Annotated in this window: 17 protein-coding genes; 6 read left to right on the forward strand and 11 right to left on the reverse strand. The window is 71.6% G+C overall.

The genetic code is table 11. The features are described from left to right. The first annotated feature begins 205 nt into the window (after window positions 1-205). Both ACZ6JT_RS02930 and ACZ6JT_RS02935 read left to right on the forward strand, forming a co-directional pair. Entirely contained in the window at window positions 206-574 is a 369-nt protein-coding gene (locus ACZ6JT_RS02930) for a PRC-barrel domain-containing protein (protein ID WP_469206525.1), read from the forward strand. Between the two features lie 167 nt (window positions 575-741). After that, the gene (locus ACZ6JT_RS02935) at window positions 742-1,878 is read left to right on the forward strand and encodes a phospholipase D-like domain-containing protein (protein WP_469208152.1); all 1,137 of its coding nucleotides are present in this window, start codon (window positions 742-744) and stop codon (window positions 1,876-1,878) included. A gap of 50 nt (window positions 1,879-1,928) precedes the next feature. Here the strand turns inward: ACZ6JT_RS02935 and ACZ6JT_RS02940 are convergent, their stop codons facing one another. The 4 genes from ACZ6JT_RS02940 to ACZ6JT_RS02955 form a co-directional block, all read right to left on the reverse strand. Beyond that, a complete protein-coding gene (locus ACZ6JT_RS02940; RefSeq protein WP_469206527.1) occupies window positions 1,929-3,326 on the reverse strand; it encodes a pectate lyase family protein in 1,398 nt (465 codons plus the stop codon). Window positions 3,327-3,585: 259 nt separating this feature from the next. Further along, the gene (locus ACZ6JT_RS02945; RefSeq protein ID WP_469206528.1) at window positions 3,586-3,816 is read right to left on the reverse strand and encodes a DUF5133 domain-containing protein; all 231 of its coding nucleotides are present in this window, start codon (window positions 3,814-3,816) and stop codon (window positions 3,586-3,588) included. Window positions 3,817-3,913: 97 nt separating this feature from the next. After that, window positions 3,914-4,342 (reverse strand): response regulator, encoded by a 429-nt coding sequence (locus ACZ6JT_RS02950; protein ID WP_469206531.1) that lies wholly within the window; start codon window positions 4,340-4,342, stop codon window positions 3,914-3,916. A gap of 2 nt (window positions 4,343-4,344) precedes the next feature. Then, window positions 4,345-4,701, reverse strand: a complete 357-nt coding sequence (locus tag ACZ6JT_RS02955) for a hypothetical protein (protein ID WP_469206533.1) — start codon at window positions 4,699-4,701, stop codon at window positions 4,345-4,347. 112 nt (window positions 4,702-4,813) lie between these two features. Here ACZ6JT_RS02955 and ACZ6JT_RS02960 point away from each other — a divergent pair, with 112 nt between their 5' ends. The 3 genes from ACZ6JT_RS02960 to ACZ6JT_RS02970 all read left to right on the forward strand — a co-directional run bounded on the left by ACZ6JT_RS02960 (window position 4,814) and on the right by ACZ6JT_RS02970 (window position 8,727). Next, the gene (locus tag ACZ6JT_RS02960) at window positions 4,814-6,421 is read left to right on the forward strand and encodes a sensor histidine kinase (RefSeq protein ID WP_469206535.1); all 1,608 of its coding nucleotides are present in this window, start codon (window positions 4,814-4,816) and stop codon (window positions 6,419-6,421) included. After that, entirely contained in the window at window positions 6,418-7,665 is a 1,248-nt protein-coding gene (locus ACZ6JT_RS02965) for a PP2C family protein-serine/threonine phosphatase (RefSeq protein WP_469206537.1), read from the forward strand. The genes ACZ6JT_RS02960 and ACZ6JT_RS02965 overlap by 4 nt, the downstream gene beginning before the upstream one ends. A gap of 129 nt (window positions 7,666-7,794) precedes the next feature. After that, window positions 7,795-8,727, forward strand: coding sequence for a 5'-nucleotidase (locus ACZ6JT_RS02970; RefSeq protein WP_469208154.1), 933 nt, complete (start codon window positions 7,795-7,797; stop codon window positions 8,725-8,727). Window positions 8,728-8,739: 12 nt separating this feature from the next. On the opposite strand, the gene ACZ6JT_RS02975 is transcribed toward ACZ6JT_RS02970, so the two are convergent. The 3 genes from ACZ6JT_RS02975 to ACZ6JT_RS02985 form a co-directional block, all read right to left on the reverse strand. After that, window positions 8,740-9,063 carry a plasmid stabilization protein gene (locus ACZ6JT_RS02975; RefSeq protein WP_469206539.1) on the reverse strand — a complete coding sequence of 108 codons (324 nt, stop codon included), beginning with the start codon at window positions 9,061-9,063 and terminating at the stop codon, window positions 8,740-8,742. A 127-nt stretch (window positions 9,064-9,190) separates the two neighbouring features. Continuing rightward, window positions 9,191-9,400, reverse strand: a complete 210-nt coding sequence (locus tag ACZ6JT_RS02980) for a hypothetical protein (protein WP_469206541.1) — start codon at window positions 9,398-9,400, stop codon at window positions 9,191-9,193. A gap of 46 nt (window positions 9,401-9,446) precedes the next feature. After that, the gene (locus ACZ6JT_RS02985; RefSeq protein ID WP_469206543.1) at window positions 9,447-9,848 is read right to left on the reverse strand and encodes a DUF5133 domain-containing protein; all 402 of its coding nucleotides are present in this window, start codon (window positions 9,846-9,848) and stop codon (window positions 9,447-9,449) included. A 474-nt stretch (window positions 9,849-10,322) separates the two neighbouring features. On the opposite strand from ACZ6JT_RS02985, the gene ACZ6JT_RS02990 reads away from it, so the two are divergent. Then, the gene (locus tag ACZ6JT_RS02990; protein WP_469206545.1) at window positions 10,323-12,356 is read left to right on the forward strand and encodes a protein kinase domain-containing protein; all 2,034 of its coding nucleotides are present in this window, start codon (window positions 10,323-10,325) and stop codon (window positions 12,354-12,356) included. An 82-nt stretch (window positions 12,357-12,438) separates the two neighbouring features. Here ACZ6JT_RS02990 and ACZ6JT_RS02995 read toward each other — a convergent pair whose 3' ends face one another. From ACZ6JT_RS02995 to ACZ6JT_RS03010, 4 genes are all read right to left on the reverse strand, one after another. Beyond that, window positions 12,439-12,969 carry a hypothetical protein gene (locus ACZ6JT_RS02995; RefSeq protein WP_469206547.1) on the reverse strand — a complete coding sequence of 177 codons (531 nt, stop codon included), beginning with the start codon at window positions 12,967-12,969 and terminating at the stop codon, window positions 12,439-12,441. A 271-nt stretch (window positions 12,970-13,240) separates the two neighbouring features. After that, window positions 13,241-13,801 (reverse strand): hemerythrin domain-containing protein, encoded by a 561-nt coding sequence (locus tag ACZ6JT_RS03000; RefSeq protein WP_469206549.1) that lies wholly within the window; start codon window positions 13,799-13,801, stop codon window positions 13,241-13,243. 207 nt (window positions 13,802-14,008) lie between these two features. Then, entirely contained in the window at window positions 14,009-15,388 is a 1,380-nt protein-coding gene (locus ACZ6JT_RS03005; protein WP_469206551.1) for a mycothione reductase, read from the reverse strand. Between the two features lie 278 nt (window positions 15,389-15,666). Next, on the reverse strand, window positions 15,667-16,353 hold the full coding sequence (locus ACZ6JT_RS03010; RefSeq protein ID WP_469206553.1) for a UdgX family uracil-DNA binding protein: 687 nt from the start codon (window positions 16,351-16,353) through the stop codon (window positions 15,667-15,669). Between the last annotated feature and the right edge of the window lie 15 nt (window positions 16,354-16,368).

Consider the following 16,368-nt stretch of genomic DNA (forward strand, 5'->3'; position numbering starts at 1 on the left):
GCCACCGCCGGTACGCCGGCCCCTGTCGGCCCCCTTCAGGAGCGGGCGCGCGGCGGCAGCCGTTTCGTGGTGCGTGAAGCGGCGAAAGCGGGGCAGTCGAAGTCCAGGCGGGACGCAGCACCCGCCGAGTACGACGTACGGAACAAGGAGGATCGACGGGGAAGCCCTTCCCCCTCGCCCCGATTGACCGAGGAGTTGTTTTCGCGTGACTGAACAAGTGTGGAGTTACCAGCCGACCGCGGGCCACCTGGCCGGTACGGACTTGACCGGTTACAAGGTCGAGGCGACCGACGGGAGCATCGGCAAGGTCGACAAGCACTCCGACGAGGTCGGTGACGCCTATCTGGTCGTGGACACCGGCGTGTGGATCTTCGGCAAGGAGGTCCTGCTGCCGGCGAGCACGGTCGTCAAGGTCGACCCGGAGGACCGGAAGATCTTCGTCGACCGCACCAAGGAACAGATCAAGAACGCCCCCGAGTTCCACCGGGACAAGCATCTCGGCGACAGCGGATACCGGGAGGAGCTGGGCACCTACTACGGCACCGGCGCCCCCTTCGGCGGCCGCCCCGCCTGATCCCGTTCCCACCAGCTGACGCCGGTCCCGACACCTTCCCCGGGTGTCGGGACCGGCGTCTTCCCGACCGTTCAGGCGGAGACATGACGAGTACAACCAGCGGGTCGCGACGTTCCGTCGGGCCGGCCGTCGCCCCCGTACTGTCGGTGGCCGAACGCAAGCAGCGGATGCGGCGCCGCCTCGAGCGGCTGATCGGCATCGCCGCCACCGAAGGGAACACCTTGCTCGCCCTGCGCAACGGGGACGAGATCTTCACGGCGATGCTGGACAGCATCCGCGGCGCCGAACACACCGTCGACATGATGACGTTCGTGTACTGGCGCGGCGAGATAGCCCGGCAGTTCGCCCGGGCACTGGCGGACCGGGCCCGCGCGGGCGTCCGGGTACGGCTGCTGCTGGACGGCTTCGGCAGCCGGCTCATCGAGCCGGACCTGCTCGACCTCATGGAGGAGGCCGGGGCCGAGGTGGCCTGGTTCCGCAAGCCCCTCTACCTCTCCCCCCTCAAGCAGAACCACCGCTGTCACCGCAAGGTGCTCGTCGTCGACGAAGAGACGGCGTTCACCGGCGGAGTCGGCATCGCCGAGGAATGGTGCGGCAACGCCCGCAACGAGAACGAGTGGCGCGACACCCACGTCCGGCTGCGCGGCCCCGCCGTGGACGGCATCGCCGCCGCGTTCGCGCAGAACTGGGCCGAGTGCCACGACACCCTCTTCGACGACCGTGACCGCTTCACCGGCCACACGCCGCAGGGCGGGGCTGTGGTGCAGGTGGTCCGGGGCTCGGCCAGCATCGGCTGGCAGGACATGCAGACCCTGATCCGGGTCGCCATCGAATCCGCCCAGCAACGCTTCCGCCTGACCACCGCCTACTTCTCCCCGGACGCCTACTTCGTCGAGTTGCTGTGCGCGGCCGCACGTCGGGGCATCGAGGTCGAGATACTCCTCCCCGGCCCCCACACCGACAAGCGCGTCTGCCGGCTGGCCGGTCAGAACTTCTACGCCGACCTCCTCGCCTGCGGGGTGCGGATCTTCGAGTACCAGCCGACGATGATGCACGCCAAGGTCATCACCGTCGACGGGGTCGCGGCACTCGTGGGCTCCACCAACTTCAACCGTCGCTCCCTGGATCACGACGAAGAGGTCATGATCGCGGTCCTGGACGAAGAGTTCACCGCGGACCTGGACCGCCACTTCGACGAGGACCTGAAGGTCAGTGAGGAGCTGGAGCCGGCACGCTGGAACCGCCGCTCGACAGCGCAACGGCTGCGTGAGCTGGCCGTCACCCCCATCCGCCGGTTCCTGTGACCGCCGCGCCCCACCGACCGGGCCGGTCGGTGGGGGGACGCCTGTCGGGGTTACTTCCGGCGGTCGCCGAAGGCGTTGACGGCCGGTGCGGCTTTGCCGCCGCTTTCGGCGAGGACACCCGCGCCCGCCTTCGCCGCCAGCTTCGCCGGCAGACCGGCGGCCGGTTCCAGTCCGGCGGTGAGGGTGGGCCGCCACCCGACGGTGGTCTTGATCTTCTTCCCGGGGTTGGCGGAGTTGTGGGCGGCGACCAGGTCCACGGGGGCGCCGCCGACGAGGTTGCCGCTGCCGGCGATGGCTCCGCTGCCGTCGCCGCTGAGCAGTTGGGAGACCTTCCGGTCGGAGGAGAGCTTCCAGTGGTTGTTCTGCGCCACGACCTGCGCGCCGGCGCGGGAGTTGATGCTGTAGCTGTGCGTGTACCCCTGCGACGGCGTGGTGTCGTAGTAGTTGTCGTACAGGTGGATCCGGCCCACCCGGGCCAGGGGGGCGCGCTGGACGATGCCCCGGAAGACGTTGTGGTGGAGCGTCACCCGCAGTTTGGTGTCCTGGTCGCTGCTGCCGATCAGCATGGTCTTGTCGTGGTCGCTGAACGTGTTGTATCCGACGGTGACCAGGTCCGAGGCGTTGGTGATGTCGAGGGCGCCGTCGTGGACCTGGTATTCGCGGCCGAAGCGGACCGGATTCCCGGAGTCCGGGTGCGGGGCGTCGGAGAAGCTGTTGTGGTCCACCCAGACGTGCGTGGCGCCGCGCAGGCTGATGGCGTCGTAGGCGGAGTTCCAGTTGCCGGTGGATCCGTCGGTCGGGTCCCACTGCGGGAAGCAGTCCTGGACGTCGGTGAGCGACAGGTTGCGGATGATCACGTTGTCGGCGTTCTTCACCACGAGGCTGCCGCCGGTGATGCCCGCTCCGGTGCCGGGCACGCCGATTACGGTGGTCCGCGCCGGCACGGTGAACACCATGCGGGCGGCCTGCCTGCCCTGGGCCGCCCTGCGGGCGTTCTCCTGGACGCCGGACGGCACCTTGGCACGGCCCCAGACGGCGGGATCGTAGGCCTTGAGGTAGGAGTCGAGCGAGTAGCCGGTGCCCGCGGCGTAGTCGGCGCAGCTCTGCGGCTTCCCGCTGTCGTCGGTGTTGGCGTCGATCAGTCCCTTGACCCGGACGATCCGCGGGGCGTCGGCCGGGCCCGCTGCCAGGGCTCTCGCCAGCTCGGCGCGGGTGGAGACGGTGAAGACGCGGGCCGCGGCCGCGGCCCGTCCGCCGGTGGTGCCCGAGCCGCTCGCGGCCCAGCCGTCCCCTGCAGGCAGTACGCCGTGGGCCAGGTCGGCGGGTGCCGCGGCGTCGGCCTTCACGACCAGCGGCACGGCGCCGAGACCGGCGGCGACCAGGGTGGCCACTGCGACCAGGGCGAGCCTTCGGCGTCCGGTGCGGCGGCGGTGGGAGGAAGCGGACATGGGCGGTGGCTCCTTGGGGTGCGGGTGCACGGTCACCCCTCAGTTGCCGCCGGGGCCGGAAGGGTTGCCGGGCCGCCGCCCCACTCCCCTCCCCCGTCTCCGCACCGGCGTCGTGCGGAAGATCACGCGCCTCCCCCGACGACTCCCCGGACGTCCGACGCCGAGCTCGCCGGGCAGATCCGCTCGCCGCCTACCGGGCCGGTGTCGTCTACGAGGCGCTCCTCGCGTGGACCCGCGGAACGGTCGCCTGACAGACCGATCAGCCGGAGGCGAGTACGGAGTCGTCGAGGGGGCCCGTGCCGGGCAGGTGGTGGCGGGCGGCGATCAGGGCGGCGTGCACGTCCGTCGTGCCGGTGGCCACGCACAGGGCCCGCTCGACGTCCTCCATCTCCCTGCGCACGGGCGAGCCGCCCTCCCCGGCATCGAGTACGGACAGCGCCCAGTAGCGGTCGACGAGGCCGGGGAGTACGGCCGGGTGAGCCATCAACATCGGTGGTTGCCTTTCGCCGGCGGATCGGTCAAGTGGCCGTCGTCTACCCCGTCGATCACCGTTCAACCGCGGCCACCACCGCCATGACCGGGGGATGTCAGGCGCGGGGCGGGCGCGTCGCGGTGTCCAGGTAGAAGGCGTCGATGCTCTGGACGGCCTGCTCGAACTCCTCGAGGTTGACGGGCTTCGTCACGTAGGCGTTGGCGTGGCTGGTGTACGCGCCGGCGACGTCGTCGGGCGCGGAGGACGTGGTGAGGACGACCACGGGGATGGTCCGCAGGTCGTCGTCGTTCTTCAGGATGCGCAGCAGGTCACGGCCGTTCATGCGCGGCATGTTCAGGTCGAGCACGATGAGGTCGGGGCGTGGGGTGTCGGGGTTGCGCAGGTGTTCCAGGGCGGCGACGCCGTCGGTGGCCTGGACGAGGTTGCGGGCCCCGCGCTCGGCGAGGGCCTCCTCGATGAGCATGGCGTCGGCGAGGTCGTCTTCCACGAGCAGGACATCGAACGGGCGGGCGGGGGCGTTCATCGTCAGTTGCTCCGTGGGTCTTCGTCGAGGTGGTTGTCGAGGTGGTTGAAGAGCCCCGGCCAGCGGCGGCGCGCGCCCTGCCGGGTCATGCCGCATGCGCGGCCGATCTGGGGGTATCCGGCTCCGGCGCGCGCGGCTTCCGCGGCCGCCGCGCGTTGCAGCCTTTCCGCGGCCTCCTGGAGGTGGTCCAGTACGTGCAGGCGGGCCAGGGCCTGCGCGCGGGCGTCCGCTGCCGGGTGGGAGAGGTCCTTCTGCAGCAGCTGAAGGGCCAGGCGCCGGGCGAGGTCGGCGACCGCGGCGTCGACGACGGCGGCCGTCTCCTTCGGAGTGGTCCGCAGGTGGAAGTTCTTGCCCGGCATACCCCGCAGCCTAGGCCCACGACCCGGGGGGCGACAACAATTGTTGTCCGACGCCCTCTACAGTGAGCGCTGCGCCCTGTTCAAAGCGGCCGTTTCGGAAGGAATGCAGAGGATGACCGGCATGACGAGGCCGCCGCGTGCGCCGAGGTTCACCGCGTGGACGACCAGGCGGTGGCTCCGCGTCGGGGTGGCGGTGTCGCTGGTGCTGCTGGCCGTGCTCGGTGTGACCGGGGCGTGGGTGCTGGGGCGTACGGCGGCGATCAGCAGCGAGCTCGTGGACGTACGGTCACCCGCGCAGTCGACCGCGTTCCGTCTGGAATCGGCCCTCCTCAACCAGGAAACCGGTATCCGCGGCTACGGCCTCACCGGGACCCCGGAGTTCCTGGAGCCGTACCGGCGAGGGCTCACGGACGAGAACACGTACGCCACGCAGCTCGCGCGACTCCTGCGCGACGACCCCCGCGCACTCGACGACCTGAGGACCGTCCAGGACGCGCTCTCCACGTGGCAGGAGAGGATCGCCCGACCCGTCGCCGCCTCCCCGCCCGGGGCGCCCTCCCCGCTGGCCACCGAACGCGCCGCGGAGGCCAAGACCGAGTTCGACGCCCTGCGTCAGGCCATGGCCGACCAACAGGAACGGTTGCGCGTGGAGCGGGCCCGGGCACGAGCCGACCTCGCCGCCACCATGAGGCTGCGGAACTGGGTGTTCTCGGCGATCGCCGTGGTGATCGCCCTGCTGGCCGGCCTGGTGTTCGAGGCTCTGCGGCGCGGCATCACCCGGCCGCTGGAGCTGCTGGCGGCCGACGCCCGCACGGTGGCCGGCGGCGACTTCGACCATCCCATCTCCTCGGCCGGTCCGGCGGACCTGCGGCGTCTGAGCGGCGAGATCGACTCCATGCGCCGCCGGCTGGTGCGCGAGCTGGCCTTCAGCGAGGAGGCGCGGCGGCAGCTGGACGCGCAGACCGCCGACCTGCAGCGGTCCAACGCCGAGCTGGAGCAGTTCGCGTACGTCGCCTCCCACGACCTGCAGGAGCCGCTGCGCAAGGTCTCCAGCTTCACGCAGCTCCTCCAGCGGCGCTACGGAGGGCAGCTCGACGCCAAGGCGGACCAGTACATCGGCATCGCGGTCGACGGCGCCAACCGGATGCAGATCCTCATCAACGACCTTCTCGACTTCTCCCGGGTGGGCCGTGTCCACCACGCCCCCCAGGAGGTCGACCTCGACCACGTCATGGAACGGACCCTGTCCGCGCTGAGCGTCGGCATCGAGGAGGCGGCCGCGTCGATCACGCACGATCCGCTCCCGACCCTGGTCGCCGATCCCACCCAGATGGGCATGCTCTGGCAGAACCTGATCGGCAACGCGGTCAAGTTCCGCCGTCCGGACCTGGCACCGGAGATCCGTGTCACCGCCGCTCGGGAAGGGGAACTGTGGCGGTTCACGGTGACCGACAACGGCATCGGCATCGCTCCCGAGTACGCCGAGAAGGTGTTCGTGATCTTCCAGCGGCTCCACACCAAGGACGTCTATCCCGGCAGCGGGATCGGGCTGGCGATGTGCAAGAAGATCGTCGAGTTCCACGGTGGGGAGATCGCCGTCGACCCGGAGTACCGGGACGGGACGCGCATCAGCTTCACCCTCGCCTCCGAACCCGCCCCGGCGCTGTCACCGTCCGGCATCACGGAAGCGACCCGGGCCGCCGCGGAGCCGGCGCGGTGACTGCGACCCTCGCCCACGTCGGCGGCATCGCCGCGAGCGAACCGGTCTACCGCATCCTCCTCATCGAGGACGACGACGCCGACGCCCTGCTCGTCGAGGAGCTCCTCCACGACACCGAGCTGCGCTTCGAGCTCACCACGAGCACCTCGCTGGCCGGAGCCCGCTCGCAACTCGCGGCTCTCGCCTTCGACTGCATCCTCCTCGACCTGCACCTGCCCGACGTGTCGGGCACCGACGCCGTCACCACCGTCCGCGCCCTGGCCCCGCACACGGCGGTGATCGTCCTGACGGGCCTGTCCGAGAAGCAGGCGGGCTCCGAGGCGATGGCCGCAGGGGCCCAGGACTACCTCGTCAAGGGCAAGGTCGAAGCCGAGCTGCTGCGCCGCACGGTCCGCTACGCCGTCTACCGGAGCCATTCCGAGCGCGCGGCGGCCGAAGCCCAGTCGGCCCGGCAGCGGGCTGAGGAGAACGCCCGTCTGGAACGCGGGCTGTTGCCGCGGCCCCTCCTCGAAACCTCCACGGTCACAGTGACCACCCGCTACCTGCCCGGGGCCGAACAGGCCCTCCTCGGCGGGGACTTCCTCGACGTCGTCGAGGGTGACGAAGGACTGCTGCACGCCGTCGTCGGCGACGTCAGCGGCCACGGTCCCGACGCCGCCGCCCTCGGTGTCTGCCTGCGCATCGCCTGGCGCTCACTCGTCCTGGCCGGACACCACGGCACCGAACTGCTGCACCTGATGGAACGCCTGCTGGTGGCGGAGCGCGGCACCCAGCCCCTGTTCGCCACCTGCACGCTCCTCACCCTCGACCAGAAGACCTCCACGGCCACCCTCTACCTGGCCGGCCACCACGAACCCCTCCTCACCACCGAGAAGGAGACCCGTGAGGTGCCCGCCGAGCACGGCATCGCGCTCGGGATAGTCCCCGGCCACCGCGAGTGGCCCGTCACGGTCATCCCGCTCCCGGACGCCGGAGCGCTTACGCTCTACACCGACGGCCTCACCGAGGGGTACAACGGTGACGCCGGCGGCCGGCTGGGCATCGAGGGGCTGCTGCCGCTGATCAACACCACACCGTCCGCAGACCCCGCGGCGCATCTGGACAGCCTCATCCGCCAGACCAGAGCGCTCAACGCCGGAAGACACACCGACGACCTGGCCGTACTCCGCCTCGGCTGGGATTTCCGCCAAGCCTCCCAGGACGCGGCGTCCTCACCTCCACGAGCCGAAGCGCGTCGGCCGTGAAGAACGGAGCGCCGCCCTCCGGAGCGGCTCGCCACGCGCTGGGTTTTCCACTCACGGCGGTCCATGTTTTCGGCCGCGCGGCAGGGTGATAACCATCCCACCATTGCGCGCACGCCAGCGGGGGGCGTCATGAAGTACGACCTGTCCGGCCGTCTGGTGATCGGGATCGCCTCTGGCGCCCTGTTCGACCTCACCGACTGCGAGGCGGTGTTTCGCGAGCGCGGAGAGGACGCGTACCGGTCCCACCAGGAGACCCACGTGGACGACGCCTTGGCCAGGGGTGTGGCCTTCCCCTTCGTCCGGCGCCTGCTGTCGTTGAACGACCTCGCGGATCCCTCCGATCCGCTGGTCGAGGTCATCATCCTGTCGCGGAACGACCCCGACACCGGGCTACGGGTCATGCGTTCGATCGCCGCGCACGGCCTGCCGATCAGTCGGGCCGTCTTCCGGCAGGGTCGTTCACCCCACCGATTCATGCCGGCTCTGAACATGTCGTTGTTCCTGTCGGCCAATGGGACCGACGTGCGCGAGGCGGTGGCAGACGGATTGCCGGCGGGACACGTACTCGAGACGGCGCGCGTCGACGACGAGACCGACCCCGAGCTCCGCATCGCCTTCGACTTCGACGGGGTGCTGGCGAGTGACTCCGCCGAGCGGATCTTCCAGGGCGCCGGCCTCGACGAGTTCCGTGCGCACGAGGTCCGCAATGCGACCACGCCCCACGATCCCGGACCGTTGAGCGGATTCCTCGCCGGCATCAACCGCATCCAGCGCCGTGAGGAGGACGAACGCCGCAGGAATCCCGGATACCAGCCCCGCCTGCGGGTGTCCCTGGTCACGGCGCGGGACGCCCCCACTCACGAGCGCGCCGTGCTGAGCCTCAAGCGGTGGGGTCTACGCGTCAATGACGCCTTCTTCCTCGGCGGCGTCGACAAGGCCGCCGTCATGGGCGTCCTGGATCCGCACATGTTCTTCGACGACCAGGTCTCCCACCTGAACGGCACCGCGGCCGCCACGCCCAGCGTTCACATACCGTTCGGAATCGTCAATACGCCCTCATGAGCGACTTCCGGTTCAGTGGCCCAGCGCCCGCTTCAGTTCTGCCTTGTCCATCTTCGAGCGGCCCTCGATCCCCTTCTGTTTCGCCTCGTTGTACAGCTGGTCCTTGGTGGGGCCCTGCGCGCCGCTGTGGGAGCGCTGCCCGCCGCGCCTGGAGGACGACATGTACTCGATCGAGGACCGGGACGCGGTCTTCGACTCGCCGGAACGGGCGCGTTCCTTGTTCACGGTGCGGGCGGCGATCTCCTTGGCGCGCTTCGTGCTCTCGCCGCGCTGCTCGGCGCTCTCCTTGATGTGCTCGTACTGCCGTTCCCGCTTGGGGCTGGAACCACGAGGCATGACGACCCTCCTCAGCTCGTAGGGCGCTTTCGGCACCTGTGCTACGTCCGCGCCTTCCCGCCCCCGGTCAGCTCATTCAGCTCGTTCAGCTCGTGCAGCTCGTTCAGCCAACTCTCGTTCAGCCGGCTCACGCGTCCGTTTCCCCGTCGTCCGGCGACCGCTGGGCATCGGCCTCAGGGCCCTGCCCGCGGGCGCGCTCCACACGGGCCGGGTCTGCGGGCGGACCCATGCCGGTGCCCGTCCGGGACGGGACTCCCGGCCGGCGGCCGTGCTCGTCCACGGCCGCTCCCTCATCGGGAAGCAGCCTCGGGAGCGGGTCCTGCTTCTTGGCGTTCATGATCGACCGACTCTCCGGTGTCGTGGGGCCGGCCGGGGCCACGAGGTCAGCCGTCGGTGTACTGAACGGCCTCGTGCAGCGCCTCGGCGGGGCAGGGCCGGCCCATCAGGATGCACAGCGTGAACAGGGCGTCCTCGAAGGCCTGGCGTGCCTCCGGGTCGGCAGGGGCGGCGGTCAGGCGCAGGCGGGTCTCGAAGAACCGGTCGAGGGCCGCCTCCGCGTCCTCCCTCAGCGGCATCAGGTAGGGGCGCGAGGCCGGTACGGGATCCGGAGTACGGGCCGCGTGAAGGATCTGGCCCAGCGCCCGCTCGGCGCGGGTCGGTACGGGTGTGCCGCGGGAGGCGTCGAGCACCGCGGCGGCCAGGACGGTCTCGGGCATGTCGGCCTGTGCGGCGGCGGCGGACAGGATGCGCTCGGCTTCTCGGGCCGTGGCCGGGGTCGTCGCCATTAGCGTGCCCACCGCCCGCAGGACTGCCCGATCGGATGGCGCCTGTGGGGCGGCGGCCGCGGGGGCGGGGTGGCGGGCTCCGTGTCCCCGGGCGAGGGGGACGGACGCGGTCATGGGATCACCTGCTTCTTGCCGGCGCGCTCAGGTGAGGAGTGAGCGGATCTCCGTGAGGCCGCGCGGCGGGCCGCCAGAAGGGTGTTAAGGCCGGCGCGGTCGCAGGAGTCACCTGCTCCACGTGCTTCCCCACAGCATAGCCCGCACGCGAAGGACCTACGGCTATGCATACGCGAAAAACAGGACATATACGAGTGGCGACATCGCCGGGCTGACGACATGCCGACACCCCGCTTCGGCATCGAGGTCATCCGGCTGAGCAGCCCCCTGTCGGTCTCCGCATCGGCCTCGCTTGACTGGCGGACGGCGCGGCGGGTAGGGAGGGGCTGTTCATCACGCAAGGTGTGAAACGGGGGACGAATGAAGCCGCTCGAAACGGGCGATCCCACCTCGCTCGGCGAGGGCCGCTACCGGCTCGTGGGACGGCTCGGCCAGGGGGGCATGGGCGTGGTCTACCTGGGCCGCTCCCGGTCCGGCCGTGCGGTCGCCGTCAAGGTCGTACGTCCCGAGCTGAGCACCGAGCCCGGGTTCAGGCGCAGGTTCGCCGACGAGGTGGCGGCCGCGCGGCGGGTCGGCGGCTTCCACACCGCGCCGGTGGTCGACGCCGACCCGGACGGAGAGCCGGCCTGGCTGGTGACGGCCTTCGTGCCCGGTCCCACCTTGCAAGCGGTACTGGCGCGCGTCGGATCGCTGCCCCTGGACACGCTCACCGTCCTGGCGGCCGGCCTGGCCGAGGCACTGGAGGCGATCCACCGGGCGGGGGTCATCCACCGTGATCTCAAGCCCGCGAACATCATCGTCGCCGAGGACGGGCCGCGTGTCATCGACTTCGGCATCGCGCGCGCCCTGGACGGAACGTCCCTGACACAGACCGGCCTGCAGGTCGGCACGCCGGGATTCCTGGCACCCGAGCAGCTCACCGGCAGCCGGGTGCTCACCCCGGCGGTCGACATGTTCGCTCTGGGGGTGGTGCTCACCCAGGCGGCGGGCGGTGCCCCCTTCGGCGACGGCCCGTCCGCGGCCAGGCACTTCAAGGTGGTCTACGAGGAGCCGGACCTGACCGCGGTGCCCGCCGAACTCCGCGAGGCCATCGCCGCCTGCCTGTCCAAGGACCCGGCGGCAAGGCCCACCCCGGCCGCCTTCCTCGCCACTCTGACCGTCCGGCACCCGGACGGTGCCTCTTGGCTGCCGGAAGCGGCGACGCAGCTGCTCCCGCCCCCGGAAGCCGCGGTGCGCCCCGCCGAGCCGGACGGCGGCCCGTCGGACACCGCGCGGGACCTGCCGGTACCGGACGCCGCCCCGCCCGTCGTCGCGCAGCCCCGTATGGAACACTCACGCACCGTGACGGGCCCTGCGGCACGGCTGTCCGCCACCGCCGCGCAGGTGCCGGAGGCCGGTGCGGGCAAGCCCCGGCGTCGCCTCGCGTTGGTGGCGGCGGTGCTGGTCACGTCCCTCGCGGCCGTCGGCCTCTTCGTGTGGCAGCCCTGGACCGCCGACTCCCCCAAGGGCGATTCCAAGCCGAGCGCCGCCACGCCCAGCGGATCCGCCCCGGGCCCCGCCTCGTTCCCGGCCGACCCCGTGCTGATCCGGCAGGACACCGCCCCGGGCTGGCCCGGGACGTGCCACGGCGTCATCGCCCGCCGGGACGCCGGGACGGAGAAGCCCGTGGAGCTCGTCGCCCGGAGCGCGGGCGCATGCGACACCCTGCCGCAGTGGTCCCCTGACCGCAGGTCGTTCGCCTTCACCCGCAGCACACCGGAGGACACGGCCGTCTGGACCGCCAACGCCGACGGTTCGAACGCGCGGCGGATCACCTCCATCGCCGGTGGCAGGGTGTCCTGGTCTCCCGACGGCAGCCGGCTCGCCGTGCTCCGCAAGAAGGACGGTGTCCAGCAGCTGTTCGTGGTCACCGTCGCCGACGGGGTGGCTCGCCAGCTCACCTCGGGCGGCGGCCAGGTCGAGGATCCCGCGTGGTCGCCGGACGGCAAGAGCATCGCGGTCTGCCTGCAGACGGAGCCCGAGAACTGGCAGATCCACTTGGTCGACCCCGCCGCCCCGAACCGTGCCCCGCGGCAGGTGACCCGGCTGCCCCATCCGGCACTCGACCCGGTGTGGTCACCCGACGGAGCCACCTTCGCCTACACGGCGGGGACCTACGGCACGGGCACTCAGGGCGACATCCGCCTCGTGGGCACCGACGGCAGTGGCGACCGTGAGCTGGTCGCGACCGGCGCCCACGAAATGGATCCCGCCTGGTCCGTCGACGGCACGTGGGTGGCCTTCGTCCGCGGCCCGTACGAGAAGCCCGTGATCTGGGCCGTACGCGCGGACAAGACCGGCGAGCGCACGCTCACCGCAGACGGCGCCGCCGAGGGGCATCCCGCCTGGCGCTGACGCGCGTCGGCCTTCCGGCGCGGGCGTCGGCGCCCGGACGTCCTGGATCGGTGAGCCGGCCCTCTCTCTGCCGGTCCGCGGGTCAGGACACTCCGGCGCCGTGGGCGTTCAGCCGTTCCAGGAGGTGGGGCCGGTGCAGCACCGCGATGCCTTCGAGGAGGTCGGGGTGGCGCAGCAGGGCGGCGGCTTCACTGTCGAGGGCGCTGGGGTGCGTCAGGCGTTGCAGGCTGCCCGTCTCCGTGTGGTGCTCGGTCGCGGCCAGGGCCTCGTGGGCGCGTGTGGCCAGGGCGGGCTCGGCCAGGAGACAGGCTGCCCAGCTGACGACGGTTTCGTCGACCCAGGTCCGCCAGGCGGTGTCGGTGTCGGTGTCGGTGTCGTCGTCATGCTGCTCGCTTCCCGTGAGCCAGTCCAGCCGGTGGGATCCGCTGGGGGCGAGCAGGTGGAGCAGCTCGACGTCCATGCTGGTCGGGTAGCACAGGGAGGCTGCGAGGGTGGCGGCCTGCCGGGCCTGGGCCTCGGCCAGCGCGCGGCTGAGCGCGCCCGTCGGGGGCTGGTAGGCCGCCAGGAGCCAGCGGGCGGAGGCGGCTATGAGCGGGGTCAAGTCGGCGGGCACGGGGGATCGGTCCTCAGCGGCGAGCTCACCGGGGACCGGCTGACCGGCGGTGAGCTGTTCGGTACGGAGCCGCGTTGCCCCGCTCGTGACCGCCCAGTGTAGGCGGCGGCCACGTCCTGCGGGATGACCTGCGTCACGTCGTGCTGCTGGGGGCGCGGGGGGGGGGGGGGGGGGGGGGGGGGGGGGTCCCCCCCCCCCCCCCCCCCCCCCCCCCCCCCCCCCCCCCCCCCCCCCCCCCCCCCCGCGCCGGGGATCCCGGCTGCCGAACCGGTCAGGACTTTCCGCGGCCGGTGACGAAGTCGCGGGCCCTGTCGACCAGGCCGACCCCGGGCGCGAGGAGCTTGTTCGCCGGCGGCTTGCTCGGCGCGGAGGGGTGCGGACGGGTCGGGGCCATGGTCTTGGCCCGCCGCACCTTGTCCCCCAGCTCGTCCAGCTTCTCGGCGGAGCAGGTGCGCCGCATCATCGGGAAGAGGTTGGTCTCCTCGTCCTGAACGTGCTCGGCGACCTCCTGCATCAGCTGGTGCAGCAGCGGGCTCATCTGCGGATCGTCGATCTTCATCTTCTCCAGCTGCTTGAGCATCTTCTCGATCCGGCCGTGGTCCTCGATCTCCTTGTCCGCCATCCGGTCACCGCCGTCGACGAACTCCCGGACCGCCGGGTACAGGTACTGCTCCTCGGCCACCGAGTGCCGCACCAGCTCGATGGTGACCTCGTCGACCAGGTCACGCAGTTCCTGTCCGCCGCCCGTCATGGCCTGGATCCGGCTGAAGATCTCCTCGACCTCCCGGTGGTCCGTCATCAGCTCCTCGAGCACGTTCCCGCCGTGTCCCATCACTCATCCGCCTCTCACTGGTTGCCGTCAGGGCCGGGCCATCCCGTCCCGGCAGACAGTGATCCCCCACTCGAGGGGGCCTGAGCGCCCCACGTACGCACCCCACCCGATCGGAGAGCCTTGCCGGTCCGAATGGCCGCCCATGGGGAGACCCGGCGCGGCGAAGCACCGCCTCTGCCGGGACTCCCTTCGTGGGCCGCACTCCCTTCAGACCGAGGAGCGGAGGTCCAGGCGGAGAAGGGCGTTCGAGACCGTCTCGGTGGCGGCGGGATGGATCCAGTACGGAGTCCGCGCGAGGGCGGCGGCGCCGATCCCCAGGCTCAGGGCCACCACCAGCGGCTGGATCAGGGTCGCCGCCTGCGGGCCCAGGATGTGGGCGCCCAGCAGCAGTCCGGTGCCGCGGTCCGCGAGCACCTTGCAGAAGCCGGTGCCGTCCTCCAGTGCCCACCCGTACGCGGAGTCCGCGAAACGGCGCACGGAGACCGCGTAGTCGAGTCCCTCCTCCCGGCACTCCCGCTCGGTCCTGCCGACCTGCGCGATCTGGGGGCGGGTGAAAACCGCTGCGGGAACGGCCTCGTGGACGGTCCGTACCAGGTCGTCGGCGTGCAGCAGGTTGTGTGCCACCACCTCCGCCTCCCGGTTCGCCACATGTTTGAGGGGGAAGGGCGTGCACACGTCACCGAGGGCGAAGACCCCCGGGGCGGTGGTCCGCTGGTGGGCGTCCACGACGATTCGCCCGTCGCCGTGCCGGGCGATCCCGGCCCGGTCGGCCCGGATCCGGTCACTGTTCGGGGTGCGCCCCACGGCGACGAGCAGGGTGTCCGCCTCCACGGTCGTGCCGTCGTCCAGTACCAGGCCCAGCCGCCCCGGTGCACCTTCGACGCGGGTCAGCGCCGTGCCCGTGCGTACGTCGTAGCGGCCTGCGGCGATCTCGGTGTACGCGGCGGAGACGCTCTCGTCCTGGGCGGCCAGCAGCGTGTCCTCATGCTCGATGACGGTGACGCGGCTGCCCGCGGCGTGGAAGACGTGCGCGAGCTCGGCCGCGACGTAGCCTCCGCCCAGCACCGCCAGGTGCCGGGGTGGCCGGTCCAGGCGCATGACCGTGTCGGACGTCTCGTACGGGAGGCCGGACTCGGCCACCGGTCCGGGCACGGTGGGGCGGCTGCCGGCGGCGACGACGACCTGCTGCCCCCGGATGCTGACGGCGTCGTCGCCTGCCCCGACGAGGAGTGTCCGGCCCTCGGTGAAACGGGCGTGCCCCTTGTAGACATGAACGTACGGCGTTGCGCGCCTGCCCTGTTCCCCCTCGGCCGCCTCCCGGTCCAGACGTCCGAAGACCCTCTCGCGTACGTCGGCCCAGCGGACGCCGTGCAGCGTCGCGTCCACTCCGAGGGGGCCGGCATCACGGACGCCGTCGGCCGTGTCCGCGACGTGCACCAGCATCTTGCTCGGGATGCATCCACGGTTCAGGCAGGTTCCGCCGAAGGGCCCCTCGTCGACGATGGCGACGTCCAGGTGGGAGAACCTGTCGTCGACGATGGCGTTCCCGGAGCCCGCTCCTACGATGACGAGGTCATGAGTGCGCATGCCGGGGAACCTACCCCCGCGTCGCGGGGACATCGCCGAGCGGCCGGCCGGTGTCGCGGAACCTCGGCAGTGGCCGCTGGCCCCGCGCGGCCGGGATGCGGCCCCGTCGCAGCCGGAAGGCCGAACCGCACCCCGGTACAGGGCCCCTGCCCGGCCCGGCCGTCCGTACACGCGTCGGAGGAAGACGGCCGACGATGCCGGACCACGTCACGTGCCGACCGGTACCGGGGCCCGGGCCCGGGGCCGCTGGCGAGCGCGGGAGGCCGTGGGCCGGGCCCCTACTCCAGCACCGTGGCCGCCACGGACAGGTCCGCCACCAGACCCGCGAAGGCCGCCTCCCTGTCGTCGGCGCGCAGCACCGCGGAGGGGTGAACCGTGGCCAGCAGCTGGCCGGGGACGGCTCCCGGTTCCTCACCGTAGGGATCCGGCATCGGCAGCAGGACACCACGCCGTTCGCCGACCCGGAAGGAGGAGCCGAGCAGCGCCTTGCCCGCCGTACCTCCCAACACCACCAGCACGTCAGGGGCGACCAGCCTCAGTTCCTCCACCAGCCAGGGCCTGCACGCGGTCATCTCCCGCAGGCTCGGAGCCTTGTGGATCCGGCGCTTGCCGCGCGGGGCCGGTGTGAACTTGAAGTGCTTGACCACGTTGGTGAAGTAGGCCTTCTCGTCACCCAGCCCGGCCTCGTCGAGCGCCCGGCGCAGCAACTGGCCCGCAGGGCCGACGAAGGGCTCTCCCTTCACGTCCTCCTTGTCCCCGGGCTGCTCCCCGACCAGCATCAGCCGCGAACGGGCCGGGCCCTTGCCGAAGACCGTCTGGGTGGCGTCGCGGAACAACGGGCACCCGCGACAGTCGGCTGCGGCGCGGCGCAGAGCCGCCAAGCCGCCACCCGAGGGCAGATAGGGAGTCGCGTCGTACCCCTGGCCGCTGTCCGGGGCCGAAGCGGCACTCGCGTCCACGTCCATGACCACCACCTTCAT

The organism is Streptomyces sp. NPDC046308, assembly GCF_055588065.1.

Excerpts from the sequence above, each read along its gene's own strand:
- ACZ6JT_RS02935 (WP_469208152.1), top strand. The coding sequence starts at position 742 with ATGCGGCGCCGCCTCGAGCGGCTGATCGGCATCGCCGCCACCGAAGGG.
- ACZ6JT_RS02940 (WP_469206527.1), bottom strand. The coding sequence starts at position 3,326 with ATGTCCGCTTCCTCCCACCGCCGCCGCACCGGACGCCGAAGGCTCGCC.
- ACZ6JT_RS02945 (WP_469206528.1), bottom strand. The coding sequence starts at position 3,816 with ATGTTGATGGCTCACCCGGCCGTACTCCCCGGCCTCGTCGACCGCTAC.
- ACZ6JT_RS02950 (WP_469206531.1), bottom strand. The coding sequence starts at position 4,342 with ATGAACGCCCCCGCCCGCCCGTTCGATGTCCTGCTCGTGGAAGACGAC.
- ACZ6JT_RS02955 (WP_469206533.1), bottom strand. The coding sequence starts at position 4,701 with ATGCCGGGCAAGAACTTCCACCTGCGGACCACTCCGAAGGAGACGGCC.
- ACZ6JT_RS02960 (WP_469206535.1), top strand. The coding sequence starts at position 4,814 with ATGACCGGCATGACGAGGCCGCCGCGTGCGCCGAGGTTCACCGCGTGG.
- ACZ6JT_RS02970 (WP_469208154.1), top strand. The coding sequence starts at position 7,795 with ATGAAGTACGACCTGTCCGGCCGTCTGGTGATCGGGATCGCCTCTGGC.
- ACZ6JT_RS02975 (WP_469206539.1), bottom strand. The coding sequence starts at position 9,063 with ATGCCTCGTGGTTCCAGCCCCAAGCGGGAACGGCAGTACGAGCACATC.
- ACZ6JT_RS02980 (WP_469206541.1), bottom strand. The coding sequence starts at position 9,400 with ATGAACGCCAAGAAGCAGGACCCGCTCCCGAGGCTGCTTCCCGATGAG.
- ACZ6JT_RS02985 (WP_469206543.1), bottom strand. The coding sequence starts at position 9,848 with ATGGCGACGACCCCGGCCACGGCCCGAGAAGCCGAGCGCATCCTGTCC.
- ACZ6JT_RS02990 (WP_469206545.1), top strand. The coding sequence starts at position 10,323 with ATGAAGCCGCTCGAAACGGGCGATCCCACCTCGCTCGGCGAGGGCCGC.
- ACZ6JT_RS03000 (WP_469206549.1), bottom strand. The coding sequence starts at position 13,801 with ATGGGACACGGCGGGAACGTGCTCGAGGAGCTGATGACGGACCACCGG.
- ACZ6JT_RS03005 (WP_469206551.1), bottom strand. The coding sequence starts at position 15,388 with ATGCGCACTCATGACCTCGTCATCGTAGGAGCGGGCTCCGGGAACGCC.
- ACZ6JT_RS03010 (WP_469206553.1), bottom strand. The coding sequence starts at position 16,353 with ATGGACGTGGACGCGAGTGCCGCTTCGGCCCCGGACAGCGGCCAGGGG.